The following is a 20,468-nucleotide window of genomic DNA, read 5'->3' on the forward strand; positions in this document are numbered from 1 at the left end:
GGGGCGCGTCGCGGCGGGGCCTGGGGGGGGGGGGGGGGGGGGGGCGCGCGCGCGGGGGGGGGGGGGGGCGCGCGGGGGGGGGCGGGGCGGGGGCGCCCCCCCCCCCCCCCCCCCGCCGTCGGGACCTCCGAAGCCGTCGGGCCCCCGGGGAACCGGGGTCCGGGCATCCGGCAGTCCGGCAGTCCGGCAGTCCGGGGGGCCGGGGGGCCGTCCGGGCGCCGGGGTCAGCCCGCCGCCGCCACCGCGTGCCGGACCTCCGCCGCCGGATCGCCCTCGTGGTACGGGCGCTCGCTGTCCTCGATGTGGTCCAGGAACTCCTGGTACCGCAGGGCGTAGCCGAAGTGCACCAGCGGCCCGGCCAGCTCCAGCGCCCGTTCCGGCAGGCACCCCGGCACCCGCTCGCGCCAGGCCCGGGCCCACTCCCCGGCCGCCTGCTCCCAGCGCTCCCCGTCCACGAAGCCGCGCGGCCGCAGCCCGTCCGTCACCGGGTGGCCGAAACAGGTGTCGGCGAAGTCGATCACCACCAGCCCGGAGCCGTCGGAACGCCAGTTGCCGGGGTGGAAGTCACCGTGCACCACGGTCTCCGGCAGTCCGCAGGCCGCGAGTTCCCCGACCAGCTCCGGCAGGCGCGCGGCCAGGGCCCGCGCGGCGTCCAGTTCCTCGCCCGTCAGCTCGGCCGTCGCGGCCAGCCGGTCGAGCAGGCCCGGGACGGCGGCGGCCACCGCACCGGGGGTGCGGTCGGGCAGCCCGGCCGCACCGGCCCGGCCTTCGGCGGCCAGCGCCACCTGTGCGGTGACCAGGCCCGTCACGGCCTGCGCCACCTCCTCGGCCGAAGGGCCCCAGCAGTCCTCGCCCGGTACGTCGTCGAGCAGCACCCGCCCGTGCGCCGGGTCGGCGGCGAGCACGGTCGGCACCAGCGCCGGGCCGGCGGCGGCGCCGAACAGCGCGATCGCCTCCCCCTCGGAGGCGTTGAAAGCCGGGTTGATCACCTTCAGCCAGGCCGGTCCGGCGGCCGTGGGCAGCCGGAACACGCCGGACAGGTTCCACGTCCGCACCTGCTCGACCGGCCCGGCGACCGGCCGCCCGACCGCCGTCAGCGCCCGCTCCGCCCAGTCGAGCGCCGCCCGCAGCCCGGCGGGCGTGGCCCACCCGGCCCGCCGCTCGGCCGGACCCAGCAGCGCTTCCGCCTCCGGCCCGGCCGGCCTCGGTGCCCGGTCCGCCGGCCGCTCCAGCGCCTCGGCGTGGTACACCGTGTGCCCGCCCGAACAGCCCTCACCACCCGTCACCCCGACCAGCCTGACCACGACCACCGGTACCCCGGCCTCCGCCGAGAGGCGCTCCGTGAGCGTGCCGACCGACGACCACCAAGGGTCCGTCAGCCCGAAGGGGCCGAGCAGCCCCAGGTAGTCGCCGTCATGGGTGAGATGGACGGCAGCCGTCCGACCTGTTTCCTGATCCACCCGCGCAGGCTCTCGCACCCCCGCCGATCGACGCCACACGTTTTCCCGACGGCCGACGGCCGACGGGGGCCACCGGGGCGGTTCGGCACCCGGCCGTGCTCTGACGCTCGCCCTCCGATTCGCGGTCCACTCCACTGCCCGCTCCACGCTCCACGCTCCACGCTCCACGGTCCACGGTCCACGGTGGCCGACCGAGGTCCGGCGGGTGGCCGGACGGCGACGGGTGGTCACGATTCGGTCGCAGTGGTCGAGCGGAGGGCGGACGCGGGCGGCTCCTGCTGCCACGCTTGAGTGTCAATGACTTTGCCGGGGGGGGCGTTTTGAGCGAGTCAGATCTTGCCTCGACTGTTGTCGGGCTCATGACCGACGTGGCATCGGGGATCGTGGGAACCACCGGCCGCGCCGTGGCCGAGGCCGCGGGGGAGGCCGTTCGGCGGCGGCTCTCCTCGGAGCCGGACGGCCGGGCCGCCGTGGCGGCCTTCGACTCCGGTCCGCAGGAACCGGCCGCGCAGGCGGAACTCTGCCGGGTCCTGGTGCAGGTGATGTCCACCGAGCCGCAGTTCGCGGTCCAGCTGACGGCGCTCGTACCGGTCCCGGCTCCGGCGGCACAGGTCCCGCCACTGCCGTCCACCCCGCCGCCGCCCGCCGACCCGCCGCGGATCGGCCGGGACGGCATCATCATCGACGGCAGGTCCCGCAACACGGGGAACCTGGCGCTCGGCGACCAGCTGATCCAGAACATCCGCCGGGGCGACCCCCGCACCGTCCTGCTCCTGATCCTCGCCCTGGTCCTCGTGGTGGCGGCGGGCTACGGAGGCACCAGGCTCCTCACCGACGACTCGCCGGACCCGAAGGCGGCCCCGTCGAGTGCGGCTGCCGGCGCGCCCGTCCCGGCCTCCGGTGCCCCCGCGACGCCCGGCGGTGGCTCGGGCGGCAGCCCGTCGGCCACCACCGGTCCGTCCGCCTCGCAGCCTTCCGGCCCGCCGAGGCCCGAACCCGTCCGGGCCGACCCGCCGGTGAAGTTCACCCAGGTCGTCGCCGGCAGTGGCGACGCCGATGTCCGTCCCCTCGTGCTGGACGGCCTCGACGTGGTCTCCGTGGTGGGTGCGGAGCACCTGGTCTCCTACGATGTCCGTGACGGCAGCCAGACAGCCTCGATGACCTCCCACGGGAAACTCCCCGAGGGGTCGTTGTACGGATGGTCGACCTGGATGTCCGGGGGCCTCGGACCCGCACGCCCTGCCGTGGGCACTGCGGGCGGGAAGCGATACGCCGTGGCCGCGTTCCCGCTGACCGTCCCCGGCGAGGGCACCGTCTCCGAGCACTACGGTGTCGAGGTCGACATCCTCGACCTCGACACCCACGAGGAGGCCGGCCGGGTCACCGTCGACGACGGCACGATCGGCAAGCAGGTACCCGCCGTCGCCGGCATCGCCGCAGGCCGGGCCCTCTTGGTCGCCGCCAGTCTGTCCGGCCCTCCCACCACCTACGCGATCGACCTGGCCACCGGCACGGTCGCCTGGAAGGCGGCGAACTTCGAGGCCCAAGTGCTCCAGGGCGACACCGTCGTCGGGGTCTCCTCCACGACCGGGAAGTGGGACACCTACTTCCACGACATGCCCCTGGAGGTCAAGGCACTCTCGACCGCCGACGGCGCGGTCCGTTGGAAGGCGCTGACCGGCGAGGTCAAGACGAACCTGTCCGTGTTCGCCACCGACAAGATCCTCGCCCGTGGGCAACGGGAGCCCACCCTGCTGTCCACCGGGACCGGGGAGAGCCTGCCCCTGCCGGCGCTGGCCGAGAAGTACACGTTGGACACCGACAGCTGCCGGTTCGACGGTCGGGCCACGACCGTGTGCCGGGCCAGTGGAGCGGACGGTGGACAGTTGCTCGGCATCGACGCGGCCGGGGTCACCGTCCTGTGGCGGATCCCGACCTCGGCCGGCGCCGGGGCACGGGTCGCCCCCTCGGTCACGGCCGTCTGGCACGGAGCAGTCTACGGCACCGCCCACAACGGCCCTGTGGTGCTGGACGCCCGGACAGGCCTGGACCGCGAGCTCACCCCGGGCACGGCCCCCAACCAGATCAGCGAGTACGCCGCCCTGTCGGGGGACACCTTCTACCTCTCGGCGGGCTGAACCGGCCCGTCCGGCTCCCGGCCGCCCGCACGGCGGCGGGGGCCGGGAGCCGGACGATACCGAGGACGGGTCAGCTCTCCTCGGCGCGACGGCGACGGGACACCACGACCAGCGCCGCACCGGCGGCGACGGCCGCGGCGGCGCCGCCGGCCTCCAGGCCGAGGCCCTCGGTGCCGGTGGCCGCGAGCCGGCCGGAGCCGGCGGTCACGGTGGTGCCGGTGGTGGTCCGGGTGACGGCGGCGGTGCCGGTGCCCTTGCCGGTGGTGGTGACAGCCGCCTGGACGACCTGGCCGCCGGCGCCGCCGTTCTGCGCGGCCGGGGCGGTCGCCGGAGTGGTGGCCGGCTGCTCCGTCGGACGAGCCGTCGGCCCGGTACCGGGCTTGGCCTCGGCCGCGGCGTCGTCCTCGGCCCGCGCCTTGGCCCAGCCCTCGTTGAGGAAGGTCGCGACCGCCTGGTCGTTGCCGTTCAACGCGGCGAGCGCGGCCTTCTTGACGGCCGGTCCACCGGTCTCGGCGATCTCCGAGACCTGCGCCCGGTTGTCCTGGGCGCGGGCCGTGTACTGGGTCTCCTGGAGGAACTTCACGACGTCCGCGTACGAGCCGCTCATCGCGGCGTTCGCGGCGGCCCGCACCGCGGGACCACCCTTGGACATGATCTGGCTCAGCGCCACCCGGGCGTCGTGCTCCCGCTGGACGGGAAGCTCGGACTCCAGGAAGTGCCGCAGCGCGGCGGGAGTGCCGGCGTCCAACGCCTTCTGGCCCGTCTCCCGGACGCCCCGGCCGGTCGCCGGGTCGGCGAGGATCGCCTCGATCTCCGCCCGGTCGTCCTTGGCCCGGGCCACGTACTGGCCCTCCTTCAGGAACCTCACCACGTCCGCGTACGAGCCGTTCATCGCGTCGTTCGCGGCATCCCGCACGGCGGGACCGCCCTGGGACATGATCTGGACGAGCCTGAGCCGGTCGTCACTCTCACGCTTGACGGGGAGCTCGGACTCCAGGAAGTGCCGCAGCGCGGCGGGGGTACCGGCGTCCAGCGCCTTCTGCGCCGCCTCGCGCACACTCCGGCCGGTGGCCGGGTCGGCGAGGATCGCCTCGATCTCCGCCCGGTCGTCCTTGGCCCGGGCCACGTACTGGCCCTCCTTGAGGAACCTCACCACGTCCGCGTACGAGCCGGCCATCGCGGCCAGGGCGGCTTCCTTCACTGCCGGACCACCGACGCTGAAGATCTGGGCGGTCCTGACCCGGTCATCCGTCAGCTGGGCGTCCTGCCGGCCGACCGTCAGGAACTCGCGCAGCGCGGCGGGGGTACCGGCGTCCAGCGCCTTCTGCGCCGCCTCGCGCACACTCCGGCCGGTGGCCGGGTCGGCGAGGATCGCCTCGATCTCCGCCCGGTCGTCCTGGGCCCGGGCCACGTACTGGCCCTCCTTGAGGAACTTCACCACGTCCGCCCAGGAGCCCAGCATCGCGGCGCCGGCGGCCTTCTTCACCGCCGGGCCACCGGCCGCCATGATCCGGGTGGTCCTGAGCCGGTCGTCGCCCTCGCGCGCCGACTGGAGGTCGGTCGCCAGGAACTGCCGCAGGGCGGCGGGGGTTCCCGCGGCCAGCGCCTTCTGCGCCGCCTCCCGCACGGTCTCGCCGGTCGACGGGTCGGCCAGCAGTCGCTGGATCTCCGCCCGGTCCTGTTCCTCCTGGGTACCGGAGCCGTCCGGCTTGTCGGCGGCGGTGTCGGCTCCGGAGGCCCCGGTGGGCCGCGGGGCGTCGGCGGCGGAGGCCGACGAGGGGAAGAGGACGGCGGGGGCCAGGACGGCGGCCGCGACCACGGCGGACACCTTGGGGAGCTTCATCCGGCAGACCTTGCTTCGTGCGAAGACGACGTGAACGCACGAAGCATAGGGCCTGCAAAGATCTCTTCACACCACCATATTTTCCGCTCGGTCTCACCCGCCGCCGAGCCCGTCGGACGCCCCCGGCGCGCCGCCGCCCGACCCTCACTCAAGAGTCACGACACAGGGCCCTCCTGGCCGATCGCGACCCCCGCGCCGGACACCCGCACCCGCGGCGCCGCACTGCCCAGATCGACCAGGAGCGTGCCCGGTCGGCCCATGTCCTCGCCCTGGTGGAGGGTGAGCACCGCCGGGGCGGCGGCCGGACCCAGGTCGCGGAGGTAGGCGCCGAAGGCGGCCGCGGCCGCCCCGGTGGCCGGGTCCTCGACCACGCCGCCGACCGGGAAGGGGTTGCGGACGTGGAAGACGTCGGGGGCGGCCCGCCACACCAGCTGGAAGGTGACGAGGTCCCGGGCCGTCATGAAAGCCGCGAGCCCGTCGAAGTCGTAGTCGAGCCGGGCCAACCGGTCACGGGTCCCGGCGGCGAGGACGAGGTGGCGTGCGCCCGCGTAGGCGTACCGGGGCGGCAGTGCGGGATCGAGGTCCTCGGCGGCCCAGCCGAGCAGCGCGAGCGCCTCCTCGACGTCCGCCGGCCCGGCCTCCTCCACCCGGGGTTCGACGCTGGTGAGGGTGGCGCGAAGGCCGCCGTCCGCGTCCGCCGTCACCTCGACCGGCACCTCGCCCGACGCGGTGCGGTAGAGGAAGCGGCCGGGGCCGACCCGCTCGGCGAGCGCCACGGCGGAGGCGACGGTGGCGTGGCCGCAGAACGGCACCTCGACCAGGGGGCTGAAGTAGCGGACGGCGTACTCCCCGGCAGCCGGGCCCGGGACCAGGAACGCCGTCTCGGAGTAGCCGATCTCGGCCGCGATCGCCAGCATCCGGTCGGCGCTCAGGCCGGTGGCGTCCAGCACCACGCCCGCCGGGTTCCCGCCGGCCGGGTCGGTGGCGAAGGCGGCGTAGCGGAGGATCTCGGGAACGGCGCGAGCGACATCGGTGGCATCGGTCGCGTCAGTGGCGTCGGTGGCAGAAGTGGCGTCAGTGGCGTCAGTGGTCATGCCCGCACGAACGTGCTCGGCCCGGCCGGTGTTCCCCGTCGACGCGGCCCCCGTCACCGCAGCACCGCTTCCAGCAGATCGGTGCCCAGCCGGGCGCTGCCCGCCAGGTCCAGCTGGTACAGCATGTAGCGCCCGCGCCGATGGGTGGTCAGCAGCCCGGCCCGGCGCAGCACCGCCAGGTGCCGGGACACCTCGGGCGCGCTCAGCTGCCAGGCCGCCGCCAGCTCGCCGGTGGTGTGCGGGCCCCGCGCCATGGTGCGGGCGAGCCGGAGCCGGACGGGGTGGGCGAGCGCCTCCAGCCGCTGCTGCACCACCGCGAGCGAGACCGGTTCGGGCACGCCCGGCGCGGCCACGGAGTACTGCACCACCGGACGCCAGCCGGCCGCGGACACCACCAGCAGGTGCGGGCGGCCGAACGCGGTCGGGACGAAGGTGACACCGCCCGCGCCGGTCGCGCTGGTCGTGTTGTCCTGGAGCTTGTCGACGACGATCCGGCGCCGTCCCTCGCCCGCGTCCTCCAGCACGACCGAGGAGGAGACGGCGGCCAGCGCCTCGACCGCGCCGTGCCGCACCAGCAGGTCGGTCTTGCGCCGGGCGTCGGCTGCCAGTTCGGGCAGCACCCGGCGCCAGGCGTCGGCGAAGAAGGTCTCCGCGCAGTCCTCCAGCATCCGCCGGACCGTGGCCCGGACGGCGGGCGGGTCCGTGAGCAGCCAGTCCGCGAAGTCCGCCTGGCGGGGGCCCCGGGCGAGCGCCAGCTCCCGGGCCCGTTCCTGCTCGACCGGGTCGGTGAGCGGCGAGGCCGTCCGGCGGGTGATCCGGGAGACGCCGCAGGTCGTCACGAGCGCCGCCCGGACGTACTGCTCGTCGTCGATCCGGTCGACGGCGTCGAGCTCCTCGGCGAGGGTGGCGCCGGGGATGCCGGGGACGAGGAAGTCGGCGCGCGAGGAACGCCAGAGGAACTCGGCCTCGGCCAGCCGCTCGGCCAGCGCGGGCGGCACGGTGGCGGTGGTGCTCGCCGCCCAGCCGTGCAGGTCCGGGTGGTGCGCCGGTTCGGCGAGGACATGCAGCATGGCGCTGAGTTCCGCGAGCGGCGAGGGCGTGAAGAGCAGCCGCTCGTCGGGCAGGCCGGTGATGTCGATGGTCAGGCTCACGCCCCGATCCTGTCACCTGCGGCGGACCGGTCCGGCGTCGATTGACGGGACTCGTCAATCGACGTGCGCGCGGGCCGGGTGCGGGCGGACGGTACCGGCCATGAGCCTGATCCAGAGCCCGAAGCGGCAGCCCGACGCCCCGTCCCCCGTCCCCGAGCCCTCCCCTCCGACCGCTCCCGTGCCCCACGGCGAGCACCCCGTCGAACGCCCTGCCAAGCGCCCCGTCGAGCGTCCCGTCGAGCGCCCCCGGAGCGGACCGGCCGCGTTGCTCGGTCTGCTGACCGCCGCCGGCGGGCCCCGCTACGCCGCAGCCCTGGTGGTGGACGCCCTCGGCACCGGACTGCTGCGGCCGTTCCTGCTGCTCTACGGCATCGGTGTCCTCGCCCTGGACGCCGGATCGGCGGGCCTCGCGATGTCCGCCGGCATGGTCGCGGGGCTGCTGGTGCTCCCGCTGACCGGCCGGTGGATCGACCTCGGCGCGCGCAGCCTGCCCGCCGCGGCGACGCTGCTGGTCCGGGCGGCCGGGTCGGTGACCCTGCTGCTGGCGGACGGGCTGCCCGGGTTCACCGCGGCCGCGGTGCTGCTCGGCGTGGGCAGCCAGTCCTGGCCCGCCACCCACGCGGCCGTGGTGTCGACGCTCACCGAGGGCCGAACCAGGGACGCCGCCCTGGCCGCCGGACGGACGCTGCGCAACGCCGGGCTGGGCGCGGGCGCGCTGCTGGCGACGCTCGCGGTGGCCGGCGGCACGGGGACGCTGAAGCTGCTCGCCGGCGTCACCGCGGCGGCCTGCCTGCTGGCGGCGGGGCTGGTGCACTCGCTCCGGGTGTCCGCACCACGGTCCGCCGCGACCACCCCCGCCGTTCCCGCTCCTTCCCCCTCCCCCGTCTCCCCCGTCTCCCCCGTCTCCCCCGTCTCCCCCGTCTCCCCCGTCTCCGCCGTCTCCGCCGTCTCCGCCGTCTCCGCCGCCGATCCGGCGCTCCGCCGGATCACCCTGCTCAGCGTCGCCAACCTCCCCTTCGCCTTCACCTTCGACGTCCTGGAGGTGGCCCTGCCGGCCCTGCTGGTGCTGCACCTGCACGCCTCCGCCGCCTGGTCCTCCGGCATCTTCGTCGGCAACACCGTGCTGGTGATCGCCCTCCAGCTGGCCGTGGTGCTCCGGTTCCGCGAGCGGTCGCGGCACACCGTGCTGGCTGCCGGCGGGATCGCGCTCACCCTCTCCTACCTGGGCTTCTGGGCGGCGGGCGGGCTCGGCGGCACGGCCGCGGCGGGCGCGGTGGCGGCGGTGTCGGTGCTGTACACGTTCGGCGAGATCCTCTACTCCGGCGCGGGGACGGCACTGGTGGCCGCGACCGCCCCGCCGCACCTGCTGGGCCGGGCGCTGGCGCGCTGGGAGCTGTCGATGGGCGTCGGCCGCGCCCTGGCTCCGGCGGCGCTGACCGCGCTGCTGGCCGTCGGTCCGGGTGCGCTCTGGCCCGTACTGGCCGCTGCCACCCTGCTCTCCTCGGTCGCCGTGATCCGGCTGCGCCCGCGCGGGTGAGCCGCCGGCCCGCGGCGCGACCGGGCGCCGTCGCCCCGGCGCTTTCGGCCGTCGTCCCGGGGTGCGGGCGTGCGCCGTCCCGGGGTGCGGGGGTGCGCCGGTTCGCCGATGCTGGGCGGCGAGGCGTACGCACCCCGGCACGCGAGACATACGCACCCGGTGCGCGGGACGACGCGCCCGGCCGCGAGGAAGGAGACCGTTCATGAGTGCCCTCGACTTCGAGGTCATCGACAGCCCGGACAGCTCGCTCAACAAGACGTCCGTGCTGGTCACCGGCCCCCAGGACGCACTGCTGGTGGATGCCGGGTTCACCCGGTCCGACGGGCGGCGCCTGGTGGAGCGGATCCGGGCCACCGGCAAGCGGCTGACCACGGTCTTCGTCAGCCACGGCGACCCTGACTTCTACTTCGGCGCCCAGGAGGTGCGGGACGCCTTCCCGGAGGCCCGGTTCCTGGCCACCGCGTCGACCGTCGAGCACATCCAGGAGACCTTCGAGCCCAAGCTCCGCGCCTGGGCGCACCTCGGCCCCGAGCTGCCGACCCGGCTGGTCCTCCCGGAGGTGCTGCCCGGCGACGAGCTGGTCTTCGAGGGCCACCGCTTCGAGCTGCGCGGCGCCGACTTCCACCTGCCGGACCGGCACTACCTCTGGCAGCACCACCACCGGGCGCTGTTCGGCGGGGTGCTGCTGTTCCAGGGCCTGCACGTGTGGACGGCCGACACCCCGACGCCGGAGCAGCGCGCGGCCTGGATCGACCTGCTGGACGGCATGGCCGCGCTGGAGCCGGACTTCGTGGTGGCCGGGCACCGGACCGCCGACGCGCCCACCGACACCTCCTCGATCGACCACACCCGCGACTACCTGCGGGCCTTCGAGACCGAGGTCGGCCGGGCGCCGGCCGCGGCCTCGGCGCGCGAGGCGCTGGACCGGCGGTTCCCCGGGCTGGGCATGCCGCTGGCGGTCGACCTCGGGACGAAGGTCGCCAAGGGCGAGCTGGTCTGGGGCTGAGCGCGATGATCGAGATTCCGAGGGCCGCGGCCGCGTTCGCCGAGTCGGACGCCCCGGCCGACGTGGTCCGCCGCCAGTACCTGGCCTCGGCGCGGGGCGACCTGGCCGCGCTGCGGGCGACGCTCGCCGAGGACGTGGAGTGGACGGAGATGGCGGGCTTCCCGCTGGCCGGCACCTACCGGACGCCGAAGGGCGTCACGGGCGGGGTGATGGACCGGCTGGCCGCCGAGTGGGAGGACTGGACCGCGCACGACGACCGGTACGTGGTCAGCGGCGAGGACGTGGTGGTGCTGGCCCGCTACACGGCGGTGCACAAGGCCACCCGGCGGCCGCTGAACGTGCGGGTGGCGCACCACTTCACGGTGCGCGGCGGACGGATCGTGCGGTTCGAGCAGTTCACGGACACCGCCCTGGTCCGGGACGCGACGACTCCCTGACTTCTCGCCCGCTCCGGGGTCGCGTCACCCGTTCGGGGGAGCCGGGGCGGCGCGCCGGACGTCGTCTCGACAGGCCCGCCGGGCGGCGGCAGGCTGTCCGTGGTTTCCGCCGCAGAGCGAGGAGTTCAGCATGGCCACGGACAGTACGGGTACCGACGGTGCCGGACGGCAGCGCCCCATCGTGATCGTCGGCGCCTCCCTCGGCGGCGCGAAGGCGGCGCAGGCGCTGCGCGAGGCCGGATTCACCGGCGGCATCGTGCTGATCGGCGCCGAGCACGAGCGCCCGTACGAGCGTCCGCCGCTCTCCAAGGGCTATCTGCAGGGCAAGAGTTCGCGGGAGAAGATCTACGTCCACCCGCCGGAGTGGTACGCGGAGCACGACGTGACGCTGCGGCTCGGCACCCGGGTGACCGCGATCCACCCGGCCGACCGCACGGTCTCCCTGGCCGCCGACGGCGAACTGGCGTACTCGAAGCTGCTGCTGGCCACCGGTTCGGTGCCGCGCCGGCTCCCGGTACCGGGCGCCGACCTCGCGGGCGTGCACTACCTGCGCCGGGTCGAGGACAGCGACGGGCTCCGCAAGGCGTTCCGTCCGGGCGCCCGGATCGTGGTGATCGGCGCGGGCTGGATCGGTCTGGAGACGGCGGCCGCCGCCCGGTCGGCGGGCGCGGGGGTCACGGTGCTGGAGGCGGCCGAGCTGCCGCTGCTGCGGGTGCTGGGCCACGAGGTGGCCCAGGTCTTTGCCGATCTGCACCGCGACCACGGTGTGGACCTGCGGTTCGAGGCGAAGGTCGCCGAACTGACCGGCACGGACGGGCAGGTGACCGGCGTCCGGCTGGCGGACGGCGCGACGGTCCCGGCGGACGCGGTGGTGGTCGGCATCGGCATCACTCCGGACACCGAACTCGCCGAGGCCGCCGGGCTGGAGGTGGAGAACGGCATCAAGACCGACGAGCACCTGCGCACCTCGGACCCGGACATCCACGCGGCCGGCGACGTCGCCAACGCCTACCACCCGCTGCTGGGGCGGCACATCCGCGTCGAGCACTGGGCCAACGCCGTCAACCAGCCCCAGACGGCGGCCCGCGCGATGCTCGGCGAGGACGCGGTGTACGACCGTGTCCCCTATTTCTTCTCGGACCAGTACGACCTCGGCCTGGAGTACGTCGGCTGGGTCGAACCCGGTGGCTACGACCGGGTGGTGTTCCGGGGAGATCCCGCCACCCGCGAGTTCATCGCCTTCTGGCTGTCCGAAGGCAAGGTCCTGGCCGGCATGAACGTCAACATCTGGGATGTCGTCGACCCGATCCGCACCCTGATCCGCTCGGGACGGACGGTGGACACGAAGGCCCTCGCCGACCCGGAGTTCCCGCTCGGCGACCTCTGATCCCGCATGAGGGGCCCCGGTCGGAGCAGGGCCCGACCGGGGTGCCGGGGAGTACCTGATTGATGGAGCCCCGGTTCACCCGCTCAGCTGACCCTGAGGCGGTCCATGAGGTCGGCGACGCCGTCAACCTGGCAGTAGGGCTTGAACGCCGGGGCGAGTTCACGCACCAAGGTGACGCACCGGTCGGCACCGATCCGGGTGGCAAGGTCGAGGGCTTCGTTCGTCACGGCGAGAGCCTGCTCGACGTCGCGTGCCTGTAGCAGGCTGCGGGCCTCATAGGTCAGGAAGATGCCACGGGTCTTGTCACGGGAGCGCGGCAGCAGACTCATGCCTTCGTCGATGCGGGTGTGGGCCTCGGCGACGTGGCCGAGATCGAGCATGCACTGGCCGGAATCGACGGCAAGGTCCGCTGTGCTCATCCACCGACACCAGGCTGGAGCCGGGTCGGGACTGTCGGTCAGCAGGGCGGTCTCGGCGGCGGCGAGGTCGCGGCGACAGTAGGAGCCGGCGCCGAGGGCGGCATGCGCGCGGGCCCGGCGAAGGTGAAGCAGGGAGCGGGCGGTGGGGTGACGGGTGTGGATGAGGGCCTGGCTGAGTGGTTCGACGGCAGCGTCGGGCCGGGTGAGCCAGATGGACTGGTAGGCGAAGTCCGAGAGGACGCCGGCGCCGAGGTCACGGTCATGTGCGGCGTGCGCGTTGGTGAGAGCCGCATTCCAGAGCTTGCCCGCCGCATGGTGCTGGCCCTGGTCGAAGCGGTGCCAGCCGCAGGTGCTCGCCAAGGAGGCGGCGAGCAGGTGCAGACGCTGGCCGATGGATTCGGTGTAACGGCCCTGTTCCAGCAGGTCGGTCACCGTGTCCAGCTGGGCATCCATCAACTTCGCCGTATGCTGGCGCTGTTCGGTGGGCAGAGCAGTCAATTCGGCACTGGTGCCCTCCAGCCAGTCGACCAACTCGGCATCGACACGCTTGCCGTTCAGGGTGGTGGTGAGCCGGTCGGGCTCGAGGGCGGCCCACTGGGTGGAGAGGCCGGCCAGCGCGAGCGCGCTGAAGGCCATGAAGGTGCGGCGGCGATGGTCCATTGCGGCTCTCTGTGCATCTCGAAGTGCGAGGACGGTGAACGCCGATCCGAGCGGCACCGGCAGTTCCTGCCCCGGCAGCCAATGAGGCCACTCGCAGGCTTCCAGGTCGGCGATCGGGACGTCGAAGGCTTCGGCGATCAGGAGCTGGGATTCGATGCCGGGCGTCTTGCGCCAGTTCTCCCACTTGCTGACGGCCGCCTTGTCAGCTCCGGAGCGAAGGCCCTCGGGCCTGTTCCTGGCGGCGCGGTGGATGCGGGCCGCCAGATCGGTCTGAGACCAGCCGCGAAGCGCGCGGGCGTACGCGAGGGGGTGCCGGATCTGGTCGTCCACGGGGCCAATCCCATCATCGACTGTGACCGTGAGCGTACTGCGCGTACGGGCGGGACCACCCCGGGACTACGGACAACGCCTGGATGGTCACTGCAAGTTGAGCTCTACTCGTCGTGCACCGACAAGTTCCTTCACACAGCGGAAGGAGTCCGCGCATGAAACGACGCGTTGCGGTCATCGGCCTCGGCCACCAAGCGCTCGAAGACCACCTGCCCGGCCTGCTCGGCTCCAGCAGAGCCGAGCTGGTCGCCGTCTGCGACAGCAACCCCGACACCCTGCGGCAGCGGCAGGAGGCTCTTCAGGTCCCGGGATTCACCCGTGCCAGTGAGCTGCTGGACACGTTGTCCCCGGACTTCGCGGTCGTCGCCGTCCCGCACCACGCCGGCCGGGAGGTCGTCCAGGAGTGCGCCGCCCGGGGTGTCCACGTTCTCAAGGAGAAGCCGTTCGCCACCTCGGTGGAGGAGGCCCGAGAGCTCGCCCGGGTCTGCGAGGCCGGGCAGGTCGAACTGATGGTCACGCTCCAGCGGCGGTTCAACCCGATCCACAGCAGCGTCGCCGGGCTGCTGGACCAGATCGGTACCCCGTTCCTGATCGACGGCCAGTACACCTTCCACACCGACGACCCCGGAGGCGGATGGCGCGGGGACGTCCGACAGGCCGGGGGTGGCTGCATCATCGACATGGGCTACCACCTGATCGACCTGCTGCTTTGGTACTTCGGCATGCCCAGCCGGGTCATCGCCGAGTTCTCCACTGCCGCTGTCCCCGACGGCGGATACGACGCGGAAGACACCGCCGTCATCCAGCTCGGCTACGACGCTGGCCTGTACGGCTCGGTACTGCTGTCCAGGTGGGTGGCCCCGAAGACCGAGCGGCTGCACGTGGTCGGCACCCGCGGCTCGGTGCTGCTGACCAAGGGCCAGGTCCAGCGGCTCGACCTGGACGGCGCGGTCGCGGAGGAGCTGACACGCCCCCATGCGCCCGCGTCGGCATCGGCTGCACAGATCGACTACTTCTGCCGGGTCCTGGACGGCGAGCGGCCCAACACCTCCAGCCCGGACCAGCACCTCGCGCACGCCGCATTCATCGCCTCCTGCTACCGGTCCAAGGCATCCGGATGCTATATCGACCCGAGGGAGATGCTGTGACCAGCACGCTCGCCCTGCTCGGCGGCCAGCCCACCATCACCGCCGCCGGCCCGCACTTCACCTGGCCGCCGATCGACGACACCACGCGCGCCAAGGTCGCTGCCCAGTTGGAGGAGGCGATCTCCGTCCCGGGCCGGTCCGGCATCGTCGCCGAGCTGGAGGACGGCCTGCAGGCGTACTTCGGCGTCCGGCACGCGGTCACCACCAGCTCCGGCACTGCGGCCCTGCACGCCGGCTACTGGGCTGCCGGGATCAAGCCCGGTGATGAGGTCATCGTCCCGGCCTGGACCTTCCACGCCACCGCCTCCCCGCTGTTCCACCTCCGGGCGGTTCCGGTGCTGTGCGAGACCGGGCCGGACGGCAACATCGACCCGAACCGGATCGAGGAGCTGATCACGCCGCGGTCCCGGGCGGTCATGGTCACCCACTTGTGGGGTAAGCCCGCCGACATGACCGACATCGTCGCCGTTGCCGGCGCCCACGACCTCATCATGCTGGAGGACGGCTCCCACGCGCACGGCGCGAGCATCGCCGGGCAGAGGGTCGGCACCTTCGGCCTCGCCTCGGCGTTCTCCCTCAACGGCCCCAAACCGCTGTCAGGCGGCGAAGGTGGGTTCGTCCTCACGGACGACGACGACACCTACCACCGGGTCATCACGTTCGCGCACTACAACAAGCGTGCCAAGTCCGAGATCCCGAACGGCCAGCCGCTCGCGCGGTACGCGGTCACCGGGGCCGGTCTCAAGCTCCGCATCCACCCGATCGCCGCCGCCATCGCCCACGACCAGCTGGCCCGCCTCGACGGCTACCTCGCCGAACGGGCGGAGATCGCCCGCTACCTCAACAGCCGGCTGGCCCGGATACCGGGCCTGGAGGTCACCGAGATGCCCGAAGGAGTGGTCCCGTCCTGGTACGGGTTGACGTTGACCTACCGGCCCGACGTGCTCGGCGGTCTGCCGATCGAACGGTTCCACGCGGCGCTGATCGCCGAGGGTGCCACCGAGTTCGACCGGCCCGGCTCCACCTGCCCCATGAACCAGCTCCCGCTGTACCAGCAGCCCGGCCCGCTGTTCCCCGGCCACCCGCACTCCCACCGTCGCTACAGGGCTGGGGACTTCCCCGTCGCCGAGCACGCCCACGCCCACACGATCAAGCTCCCGGTCTGGCATCGTGAACAGGATCTCGAACTGGCCGAGCAGTACGTCCGCGCGGCCGTCAAGATCAGCGACCACCACAAGGAGCTGCTTTGACCATCTCCCCCGAATTCGTGGCCGGCCTGGCAGCCGACGCCGAAGCCGCCGGAATCACCGGCTTCGTCGCCGCCGCCGTCATCAACCACAACGGCCGGGTACTGCTCGTGCGCCGCAACCCCGACGACTACATGGGCGGGATGTGGGAGATCCCTTCCGGCAAGGTTGAGCCCGGGGAGACGATCCTGGACGCAATGTACCGGGAGACCACCGAGGAGACCGGCCTGACCGTCGACCAGGTCATCAGCTACATCGGGCACTTCGACTACAGGAACAGCCGCGGCGGGACCACGCGCCAGTTCAACTTCGCCGTCACCGTGGAGAAGTCCGAGCCGGTCGTACTCACCGAGCACGACGCCCACCAGTGGGCGCTGCCTGGCGTGCTGCCCGAAGTGAGCGACGCCGTACGCGATCTGCTGACCAGCTGACGCCGTGCACCGTGGGCCCGGACGCCCCGTCCGGGCCCACGGCCGGGCGCTGTTCCAGGCGCCCGGCCGCAGTGATCTCAACGGGCATTCGGCGGGAAGGGGACGTTCCCGTGGCCTTCCGCCGCCTGCTTGTGGTGCGAGTCGTACGGGCAAGCCCCGGCAGAACCCAACGACGCCAGCAAGAGACTCGTCCAACGGTGGGAATCGGGCGACGTGCGCACGCCGCGCCCGGTCTACCTTCGGGCACTGGAAGCCGTGACCAAGCTGTCGGCGGACCAGCTGGGTTTCGAGTCCACCCACTTGCCGCCGTCCCGCGTGACGGACGACGGAGCCGGAGGTCATGACATGACGAGAGACCAGCCTTCGCAGCGCCCTGCTTCCGCTCCCGCCGCCGCGGGCGACGACTACAGCGGGATATGGCTGAGCCATTACGAGTTCTTCAGCAGCAGCCGGGCGAACACCTTCGCCGGGCTGCACCACGTACTGCTCGAACACCACGGGAACCGGATCACGGCCACATCCCTGCCCGGCGCCTCCTCCAACCCCGACTCTCCGCTCACGCTCGACCTCACGGTCGACCGCTACGTCGTCACCGGCACCTGGACGGAGCAGACCGCAGACGCCGGCTACTACCGGGGCGCCCGGTACCACGGCGCGATCCAACTACTCGTCGACCCCACGGGCCGCCACATGGCCGGCAAGTGGGTCGGCTTCGGGAAGGAGTTCGACGTCAACACCGGACCGTGGGAGCTACGGCTGTTGGACCGGTCCACGGCGGACGAAGTGCTTCGGCGGTACAGCGTGGCGCCGGACAGTCCGCCGTCGGACTGAGCGCCGACGGCCGAACGGCCCGCTCCCCGGGAGGCTGTTCCCGGGGGCGGGCCGTTCGGTGTTTCCGGGGTGGCGTCAGGCGACGGGCGGGAAGGCCTCGACGTCCGGCTTGAGCAGCTGGCCGGGGGCCGGGGCCTTCTGGTTCACCAGGTAGTCGGTGACCAGCTTGCCCAGCTCCTTGCTGCGGCCGACGGCGCAGTGCTCGACCACGTCCACCGAGACCAGCACCGCGTTGCCCAGCTGGCGCTGCATGCGCTGCGAGAAGGTGTAGTTGGTGGCCGGGTCGTAGAGGTTGCCGATGACCATCACCGGGGTGGCGGTCTTCCGGTTCCACGGGCCGGTGAAGGTCTCGGCGTCGCGGGCCGGGGCCGGCCAGGAGGCGCAGGTCGGGCCGTCGAAGGCCTGGTAGCGGCCGAAGGTCGGCGACTCCTTCTCCCACGGCTTGGCCAGGTTGGCCAGGGTCCACGGGTTCGACGGGTACGGCTTGTCCTGGCAGTTGACGCCGTAGTAGGAGTCGTCGGCGGAGTACGGGGTCTCCGGCAGCGCCTCGCGCAGGGCGTTCGGCACGGTCTTCGCGAGCACCTTGGCGTTCTCGACCACGGCCGGGTCGACGGTCGGCGCGGCAGCCGGCGCGGCGGCGACGAGGCTCTGCGCGGCGGCGGCCGGGGCGTTGAGCACCTGGTAGGCGGCCTGCAGCGACACCGCGAGCGGCGCCTGGAGGCGCTGCGCGTAGAGGGAGCTGGCGACCTGGCTGGTGAAGCTCGACAGGGTGACCTGGGTGCCGTCCGGCAGCGTGATCGGGCTGGTGCGCAGGTGGTCGCGGAGGGCGTCGAACTTGGCCCGGGTGTCGCCCGCGCCGAAGGCGCAGCGCGGGGCGCCCGCGGTCTGGCAGCGCTTCAGGAACTCGGTCAGGGCGACCTCGAAGCCGACGGCGCGCTGGCGGTCGTACTCGACGCCGTCGTGCATCCGCAGGTTGGGGTCGACGTTGCCGTCGACGATCAGGGCGCGCACCTTGTCCGGGTACATGCCCGCGTAGGTGGCGCCGATCAGGGTGCCGTAGGAGAAGCCGGCGAAGTTCAGCTTGCTGTCGCCGACGGCGCGCCGCATCCGGTCGAGGTCACGGACCACGTTGATGGTCGACATGTGCTCGATGAGCGGGCCCGCGTTGCGCGAACAGGCGTCGCTGTAGTCCTCGGTGGCGTCGATGGTCTGCCATATCTCGGCCTTGGTCACCGGGACGCCGATCATGCGGTCGTTGACGCCCGCGGCCTCTTCGTCGGTGGTGAAGCACTTCAGCGGGTTGCTGCGGGCCACGCCGCGCGGGTCGAAGCCGACCAGGTCGAAGCGGTCCTGGACGTCCTTGCCGAAGCGGGTGGTGGTCGCCCACAGGTAGCCGCTGCCGCCCGGGCCGCCGGGGTTGAGGAACAGCGAACCGATCCGCTTCGCCGGGTCGGCCGCGCGACGGCGCATCATCGCGATGCCGGTGGTCTCGCCCTTGGGGTGGTCGTAGTCGAGCGGCACCTGGTAGACGGCGCAGTCGTAGATCTTCGGGTCCGGCTGGCTCGGGTCGGGGTTGCACGGCTTCCAGTCGACCGGTGCCACCTTGGCCTCGGCGGCTGCGCCGGGGGCCGGTGCTGCGACGGCCGCCGCGGCCGAGCCTGCGACGAGGGCGAGGGCACTGGTGACCGCCAGTACCGTGCCGGTGAATCGGGACACGAAACCTCCTCCGGTTCTGCGAACGCCGGACAGCCTGTCAGTCCTCGATCAACAGGGGAAGACGTGTGCGGCCGCAGATTCTTGCGGCCGATGCCCGAATGGCCGTCAATACCCCTTATCGGAGCCGGATTGACGGGAAACAGTGCGGTCGATGGCCGAAGATCATCATTAACCGTATGACCTGGCGGACCGGGGGCGCGCCGGGAGCGCCGGACGCCGGGTCGTGCGCCTGCGCTCCGTTGACCGTGTACAGCACCGACTCGATACTCGGCGTTGCGAAACCCTGACCGATCCCTGCCTGATGATTCGCCGGCCACCACCGGCGGAGAGGTGGACCCGCATGGGCTTCCCGAACACCCACGACGACGATCCCGCACCCGACCTCCGGCTCCGGCCGGGCCGCCGCGCGGTACTGACCCGCGCACTGGGCCTCACGGCGGTGGCCGGCCTGGGTGCCGTCGCCTCGATCGGCGCGACGGCCGGACCGGCCGCGGCCAAGGACACCAAGAAGGCCAACGACACCGAGGGCGCGAAGGACGCCAGGATCCTGGCCAGCCAGGCCGACTGGCGGTTCTGCACCAAGTGCTTCGGCCTGTTCTTCCGCGGCTACCCCACCGACGGCGCCTGCCCGGCGGGCGGCGGCCACGACTCGGCCGGCTACAACTTCAACATCCCGCACGACATCCCCGAGACGCCGACCGCCCAGCACAACTGGCGGTTCTGCACCAAGTGCTTCGGCATGTTCTTCTGGGGCTACCCCGACAACGGCCGCTGTCCGGCCGGGAACGCCCACGCGGCGGCCGGCTACGACTTCGTCCTCCCGCACGACATCCCGGAGCCCCCCGGCTCGCAGCGCAACTGGCGCTTCTGTCCCAAGTGCTACGGCCTCTACTTCTACGGCTATCCCACCAACGGCGTCTGCCCGGCCGGCAACGCCCACTCGGTGGCCGGGTACGACTTCGTCCTCCCGCACCTGTAGGAGACCGACCGGGTGCGGTGCGGCGGCGCCGCACCGCACCCGGTCGCCCCGGGCTACGACGACTGGGGCTTGTGCAGCTCCCAGTCGTCGCGGACGCCCTGTACCCCGCAGAGGTGCTTCCGGGCGGCGGCGACGACCGTCGCTCCGCGCTCGGTGCCGAGGGCCTGGTTCGCCGAGGCGACCAACTGATCCTCCGTCCGGCCGGCGAAGGAGTAGTAGCAGAGGTGGATCCCCTCGGTCCACGCGTCGACGTCATTGGCCGCAAGGGCCGGGTCGGCGGCCCGCAGATCCGCGAGGTACGCGTCCAGGACGGCCTGCGGCACGGGCTCGAAGCCTCGGGCCACCGACCTGTTCTCACCGGTCGGGGTGGAACTGCTCGGGCCGCTCGGACTGCTCGCCGCAGCGGTCGCCGACGGTGTTCCCCCACCGGCGCACGCCGTCAGCACGGAGACCAGAGCCACGGCAACGGCCAGCAGAGCGGCTGCGCCTCGGGTGTTGTTCATCGTTCCCTCGGGTGTCGGTCGGGGGGGGCGGGCCGGGCCCCCCCGGCCGCCCCCGCCGCCCCACCGCGACTACTGCCGGAGGCGGGTCAAACACAACCGCGATCACCCCCCCCACACACAGGCGCACCCCACCCCCCAGCGCGACCGACAC

General features: G+C 73.1%; 17 protein-coding genes. 10 read left to right on the forward strand and 7 right to left on the reverse strand.

Annotated features, from left to right (window positions below; translation table 11 throughout):
* Window positions 1-224 precede the first annotated feature (224 nt).
* On the reverse strand, window positions 225-1,460 hold the full coding sequence (locus ACIPYS_RS34625) for a phosphotransferase (RefSeq protein ID WP_400753717.1): 1,236 nt from the start codon (window positions 1,458-1,460) through the stop codon (window positions 225-227).
* Window positions 1,461-1,819: 359 nt separating this feature from the next.
* On the opposite strand from ACIPYS_RS34625, the gene ACIPYS_RS34630 reads away from it, so the two are divergent.
* Window positions 1,820-3,598, forward strand: a complete 1,779-nt coding sequence (locus ACIPYS_RS34630; protein WP_400753720.1) for a hypothetical protein — start codon at window positions 1,820-1,822, stop codon at window positions 3,596-3,598.
* Between the two features lie 70 nt (window positions 3,599-3,668).
* Here the strand turns inward: ACIPYS_RS34630 and ACIPYS_RS34635 are convergent, their stop codons facing one another.
* The 3 genes from ACIPYS_RS34635 to ACIPYS_RS34645 form a co-directional block, all read right to left on the reverse strand.
* Complete coding sequence (locus tag ACIPYS_RS34635; protein ID WP_400753723.1) at window positions 3,669-5,441, reverse strand: ALF repeat-containing protein; 1,773 nt, start codon at window positions 5,439-5,441, stop codon at window positions 3,669-3,671.
* 155 nt (window positions 5,442-5,596) lie between these two features.
* A complete protein-coding gene (locus tag ACIPYS_RS34640; RefSeq protein WP_400753726.1) occupies window positions 5,597-6,535 on the reverse strand; it encodes a PhzF family phenazine biosynthesis protein in 939 nt (312 codons plus the stop codon).
* Window positions 6,536-6,588: 53 nt separating this feature from the next.
* The gene (locus ACIPYS_RS34645) at window positions 6,589-7,686 is read right to left on the reverse strand and encodes a DUF5937 family protein (RefSeq protein WP_400753729.1); all 1,098 of its coding nucleotides are present in this window, start codon (window positions 7,684-7,686) and stop codon (window positions 6,589-6,591) included.
* Window positions 7,687-7,786: 100 nt separating this feature from the next.
* Here ACIPYS_RS34645 and ACIPYS_RS34650 point away from each other — a divergent pair, with 100 nt between their 5' ends.
* The 4 genes from ACIPYS_RS34650 (at window position 7,787) to ACIPYS_RS34665 (ending at window position 12,053) form a co-directional block, all read left to right on the forward strand.
* Window positions 7,787-9,223: an MFS transporter gene (locus ACIPYS_RS34650; protein ID WP_400753732.1), complete on the forward strand. Its 1,437-nt coding sequence runs from the start codon at window positions 7,787-7,789 to the stop codon at window positions 9,221-9,223.
* 202 nt (window positions 9,224-9,425) lie between these two features.
* Window positions 9,426-10,229 (forward strand): MBL fold metallo-hydrolase, encoded by an 804-nt coding sequence (locus tag ACIPYS_RS34655; RefSeq protein WP_400753735.1) that lies wholly within the window; start codon window positions 9,426-9,428, stop codon window positions 10,227-10,229.
* A gap of 5 nt (window positions 10,230-10,234) precedes the next feature.
* Entirely contained in the window at window positions 10,235-10,666 is a 432-nt protein-coding gene (locus ACIPYS_RS34660; protein ID WP_093859027.1) for a nuclear transport factor 2 family protein, read from the forward strand.
* Between the two features lie 130 nt (window positions 10,667-10,796).
* Window positions 10,797-12,053: an NAD(P)/FAD-dependent oxidoreductase gene (locus ACIPYS_RS34665; protein ID WP_400753738.1), complete on the forward strand. Its 1,257-nt coding sequence runs from the start codon at window positions 10,797-10,799 to the stop codon at window positions 12,051-12,053.
* A gap of 83 nt (window positions 12,054-12,136) precedes the next feature.
* Here the strand turns inward: ACIPYS_RS34665 and ACIPYS_RS34670 are convergent, their stop codons facing one another.
* Complete coding sequence (locus ACIPYS_RS34670; RefSeq protein WP_400753741.1) at window positions 12,137-13,462, reverse strand: helix-turn-helix transcriptional regulator; 1,326 nt, start codon at window positions 13,460-13,462, stop codon at window positions 12,137-12,139.
* A gap of 155 nt (window positions 13,463-13,617) precedes the next feature.
* Between ACIPYS_RS34670 and ACIPYS_RS34675 the strand changes: the two genes are divergently transcribed.
* The 4 genes from ACIPYS_RS34675 (at window position 13,618) to ACIPYS_RS34690 (ending at window position 17,119) form a co-directional block, all read left to right on the forward strand.
* Window positions 13,618-14,610 carry a Gfo/Idh/MocA family protein gene (locus tag ACIPYS_RS34675; protein WP_400753744.1) on the forward strand — a complete coding sequence of 331 codons (993 nt, stop codon included), beginning with the start codon at window positions 13,618-13,620 and terminating at the stop codon, window positions 14,608-14,610.
* Window positions 14,607-15,860: a DegT/DnrJ/EryC1/StrS family aminotransferase gene (locus ACIPYS_RS34680; protein WP_400753746.1), complete on the forward strand. Its 1,254-nt coding sequence runs from the start codon at window positions 14,607-14,609 to the stop codon at window positions 15,858-15,860. Before ACIPYS_RS34675 ends, ACIPYS_RS34680 begins: the two co-directional genes overlap by 4 nt.
* Window positions 15,857-16,288: an NUDIX hydrolase gene (locus tag ACIPYS_RS34685; RefSeq protein ID WP_400753748.1), complete on the forward strand. Its 432-nt coding sequence runs from the start codon at window positions 15,857-15,859 to the stop codon at window positions 16,286-16,288. Before ACIPYS_RS34680 ends, ACIPYS_RS34685 begins: the two co-directional genes overlap by 4 nt.
* A gap of 129 nt (window positions 16,289-16,417) precedes the next feature.
* Window positions 16,418-17,119 carry an XRE family transcriptional regulator gene (locus ACIPYS_RS34690; RefSeq protein WP_400753751.1) on the forward strand — a complete coding sequence of 234 codons (702 nt, stop codon included), beginning with the start codon at window positions 16,418-16,420 and terminating at the stop codon, window positions 17,117-17,119.
* A gap of 75 nt (window positions 17,120-17,194) precedes the next feature.
* Here the strand turns inward: ACIPYS_RS34690 and ACIPYS_RS34695 are convergent, their stop codons facing one another.
* Entirely contained in the window at window positions 17,195-18,835 is a 1,641-nt protein-coding gene (locus ACIPYS_RS34695) for an alpha/beta fold hydrolase (RefSeq protein WP_400753753.1), read from the reverse strand.
* Between the two features lie 340 nt (window positions 18,836-19,175).
* Here ACIPYS_RS34695 and ACIPYS_RS34700 point away from each other — a divergent pair, with 340 nt between their 5' ends.
* The gene (locus ACIPYS_RS34700; RefSeq protein ID WP_400753755.1) at window positions 19,176-19,814 is read left to right on the forward strand and encodes a hypothetical protein; all 639 of its coding nucleotides are present in this window, start codon (window positions 19,176-19,178) and stop codon (window positions 19,812-19,814) included.
* A gap of 53 nt (window positions 19,815-19,867) precedes the next feature.
* Here the strand turns inward: ACIPYS_RS34700 and ACIPYS_RS34705 are convergent, their stop codons facing one another.
* The gene (locus ACIPYS_RS34705) at window positions 19,868-20,317 is read right to left on the reverse strand and encodes a hypothetical protein (RefSeq protein WP_400753758.1); all 450 of its coding nucleotides are present in this window, start codon (window positions 20,315-20,317) and stop codon (window positions 19,868-19,870) included.
* Window positions 20,318-20,468: the final 151 nt, after the last annotated feature.

The sequence above is a fragment of the Kitasatospora sp. NPDC089913 genome (genome assembly GCF_044748625.1).
In the GTDB taxonomy this organism is placed as follows: domain Bacteria; phylum Actinomycetota; class Actinomycetes; order Streptomycetales; family Streptomycetaceae; genus Kitasatospora.

What these genes read in the sequence shown, in the direction of transcription:
- ACIPYS_RS34630 (WP_400753720.1), top strand. Translation starts at nt 1,820, where the DNA reads ATGACCGACGTGGCATCGGGGATCGTGGGAACCACCGGCCGCGCCGTG.
- ACIPYS_RS34635 (WP_400753723.1), bottom strand. Translation starts at nt 5,441, where the DNA reads ATGAAGCTCCCCAAGGTGTCCGCCGTGGTCGCGGCCGCCGTCCTGGCC.
- ACIPYS_RS34640 (WP_400753726.1), bottom strand. Translation starts at nt 6,535, where the DNA reads ATGACCACTGACGCCACTGACGCCACTTCTGCCACCGACGCCACTGAC.
- ACIPYS_RS34650 (WP_400753732.1), top strand. Translation starts at nt 7,787, where the DNA reads ATGAGCCTGATCCAGAGCCCGAAGCGGCAGCCCGACGCCCCGTCCCCC.
- ACIPYS_RS34655 (WP_400753735.1), top strand. Translation starts at nt 9,426, where the DNA reads ATGAGTGCCCTCGACTTCGAGGTCATCGACAGCCCGGACAGCTCGCTC.
- ACIPYS_RS34660 (WP_093859027.1), top strand. Translation starts at nt 10,235, where the DNA reads ATGATCGAGATTCCGAGGGCCGCGGCCGCGTTCGCCGAGTCGGACGCC.
- ACIPYS_RS34665 (WP_400753738.1), top strand. Translation starts at nt 10,797, where the DNA reads ATGGCCACGGACAGTACGGGTACCGACGGTGCCGGACGGCAGCGCCCC.
- ACIPYS_RS34675 (WP_400753744.1), top strand. Translation starts at nt 13,618, where the DNA reads ATGAAACGACGCGTTGCGGTCATCGGCCTCGGCCACCAAGCGCTCGAA.
- ACIPYS_RS34700 (WP_400753755.1), top strand. Translation starts at nt 19,176, where the DNA reads ATGGGCTTCCCGAACACCCACGACGACGATCCCGCACCCGACCTCCGG.
- ACIPYS_RS34705 (WP_400753758.1), bottom strand. Translation starts at nt 20,317, where the DNA reads ATGAACAACACCCGAGGCGCAGCCGCTCTGCTGGCCGTTGCCGTGGCT.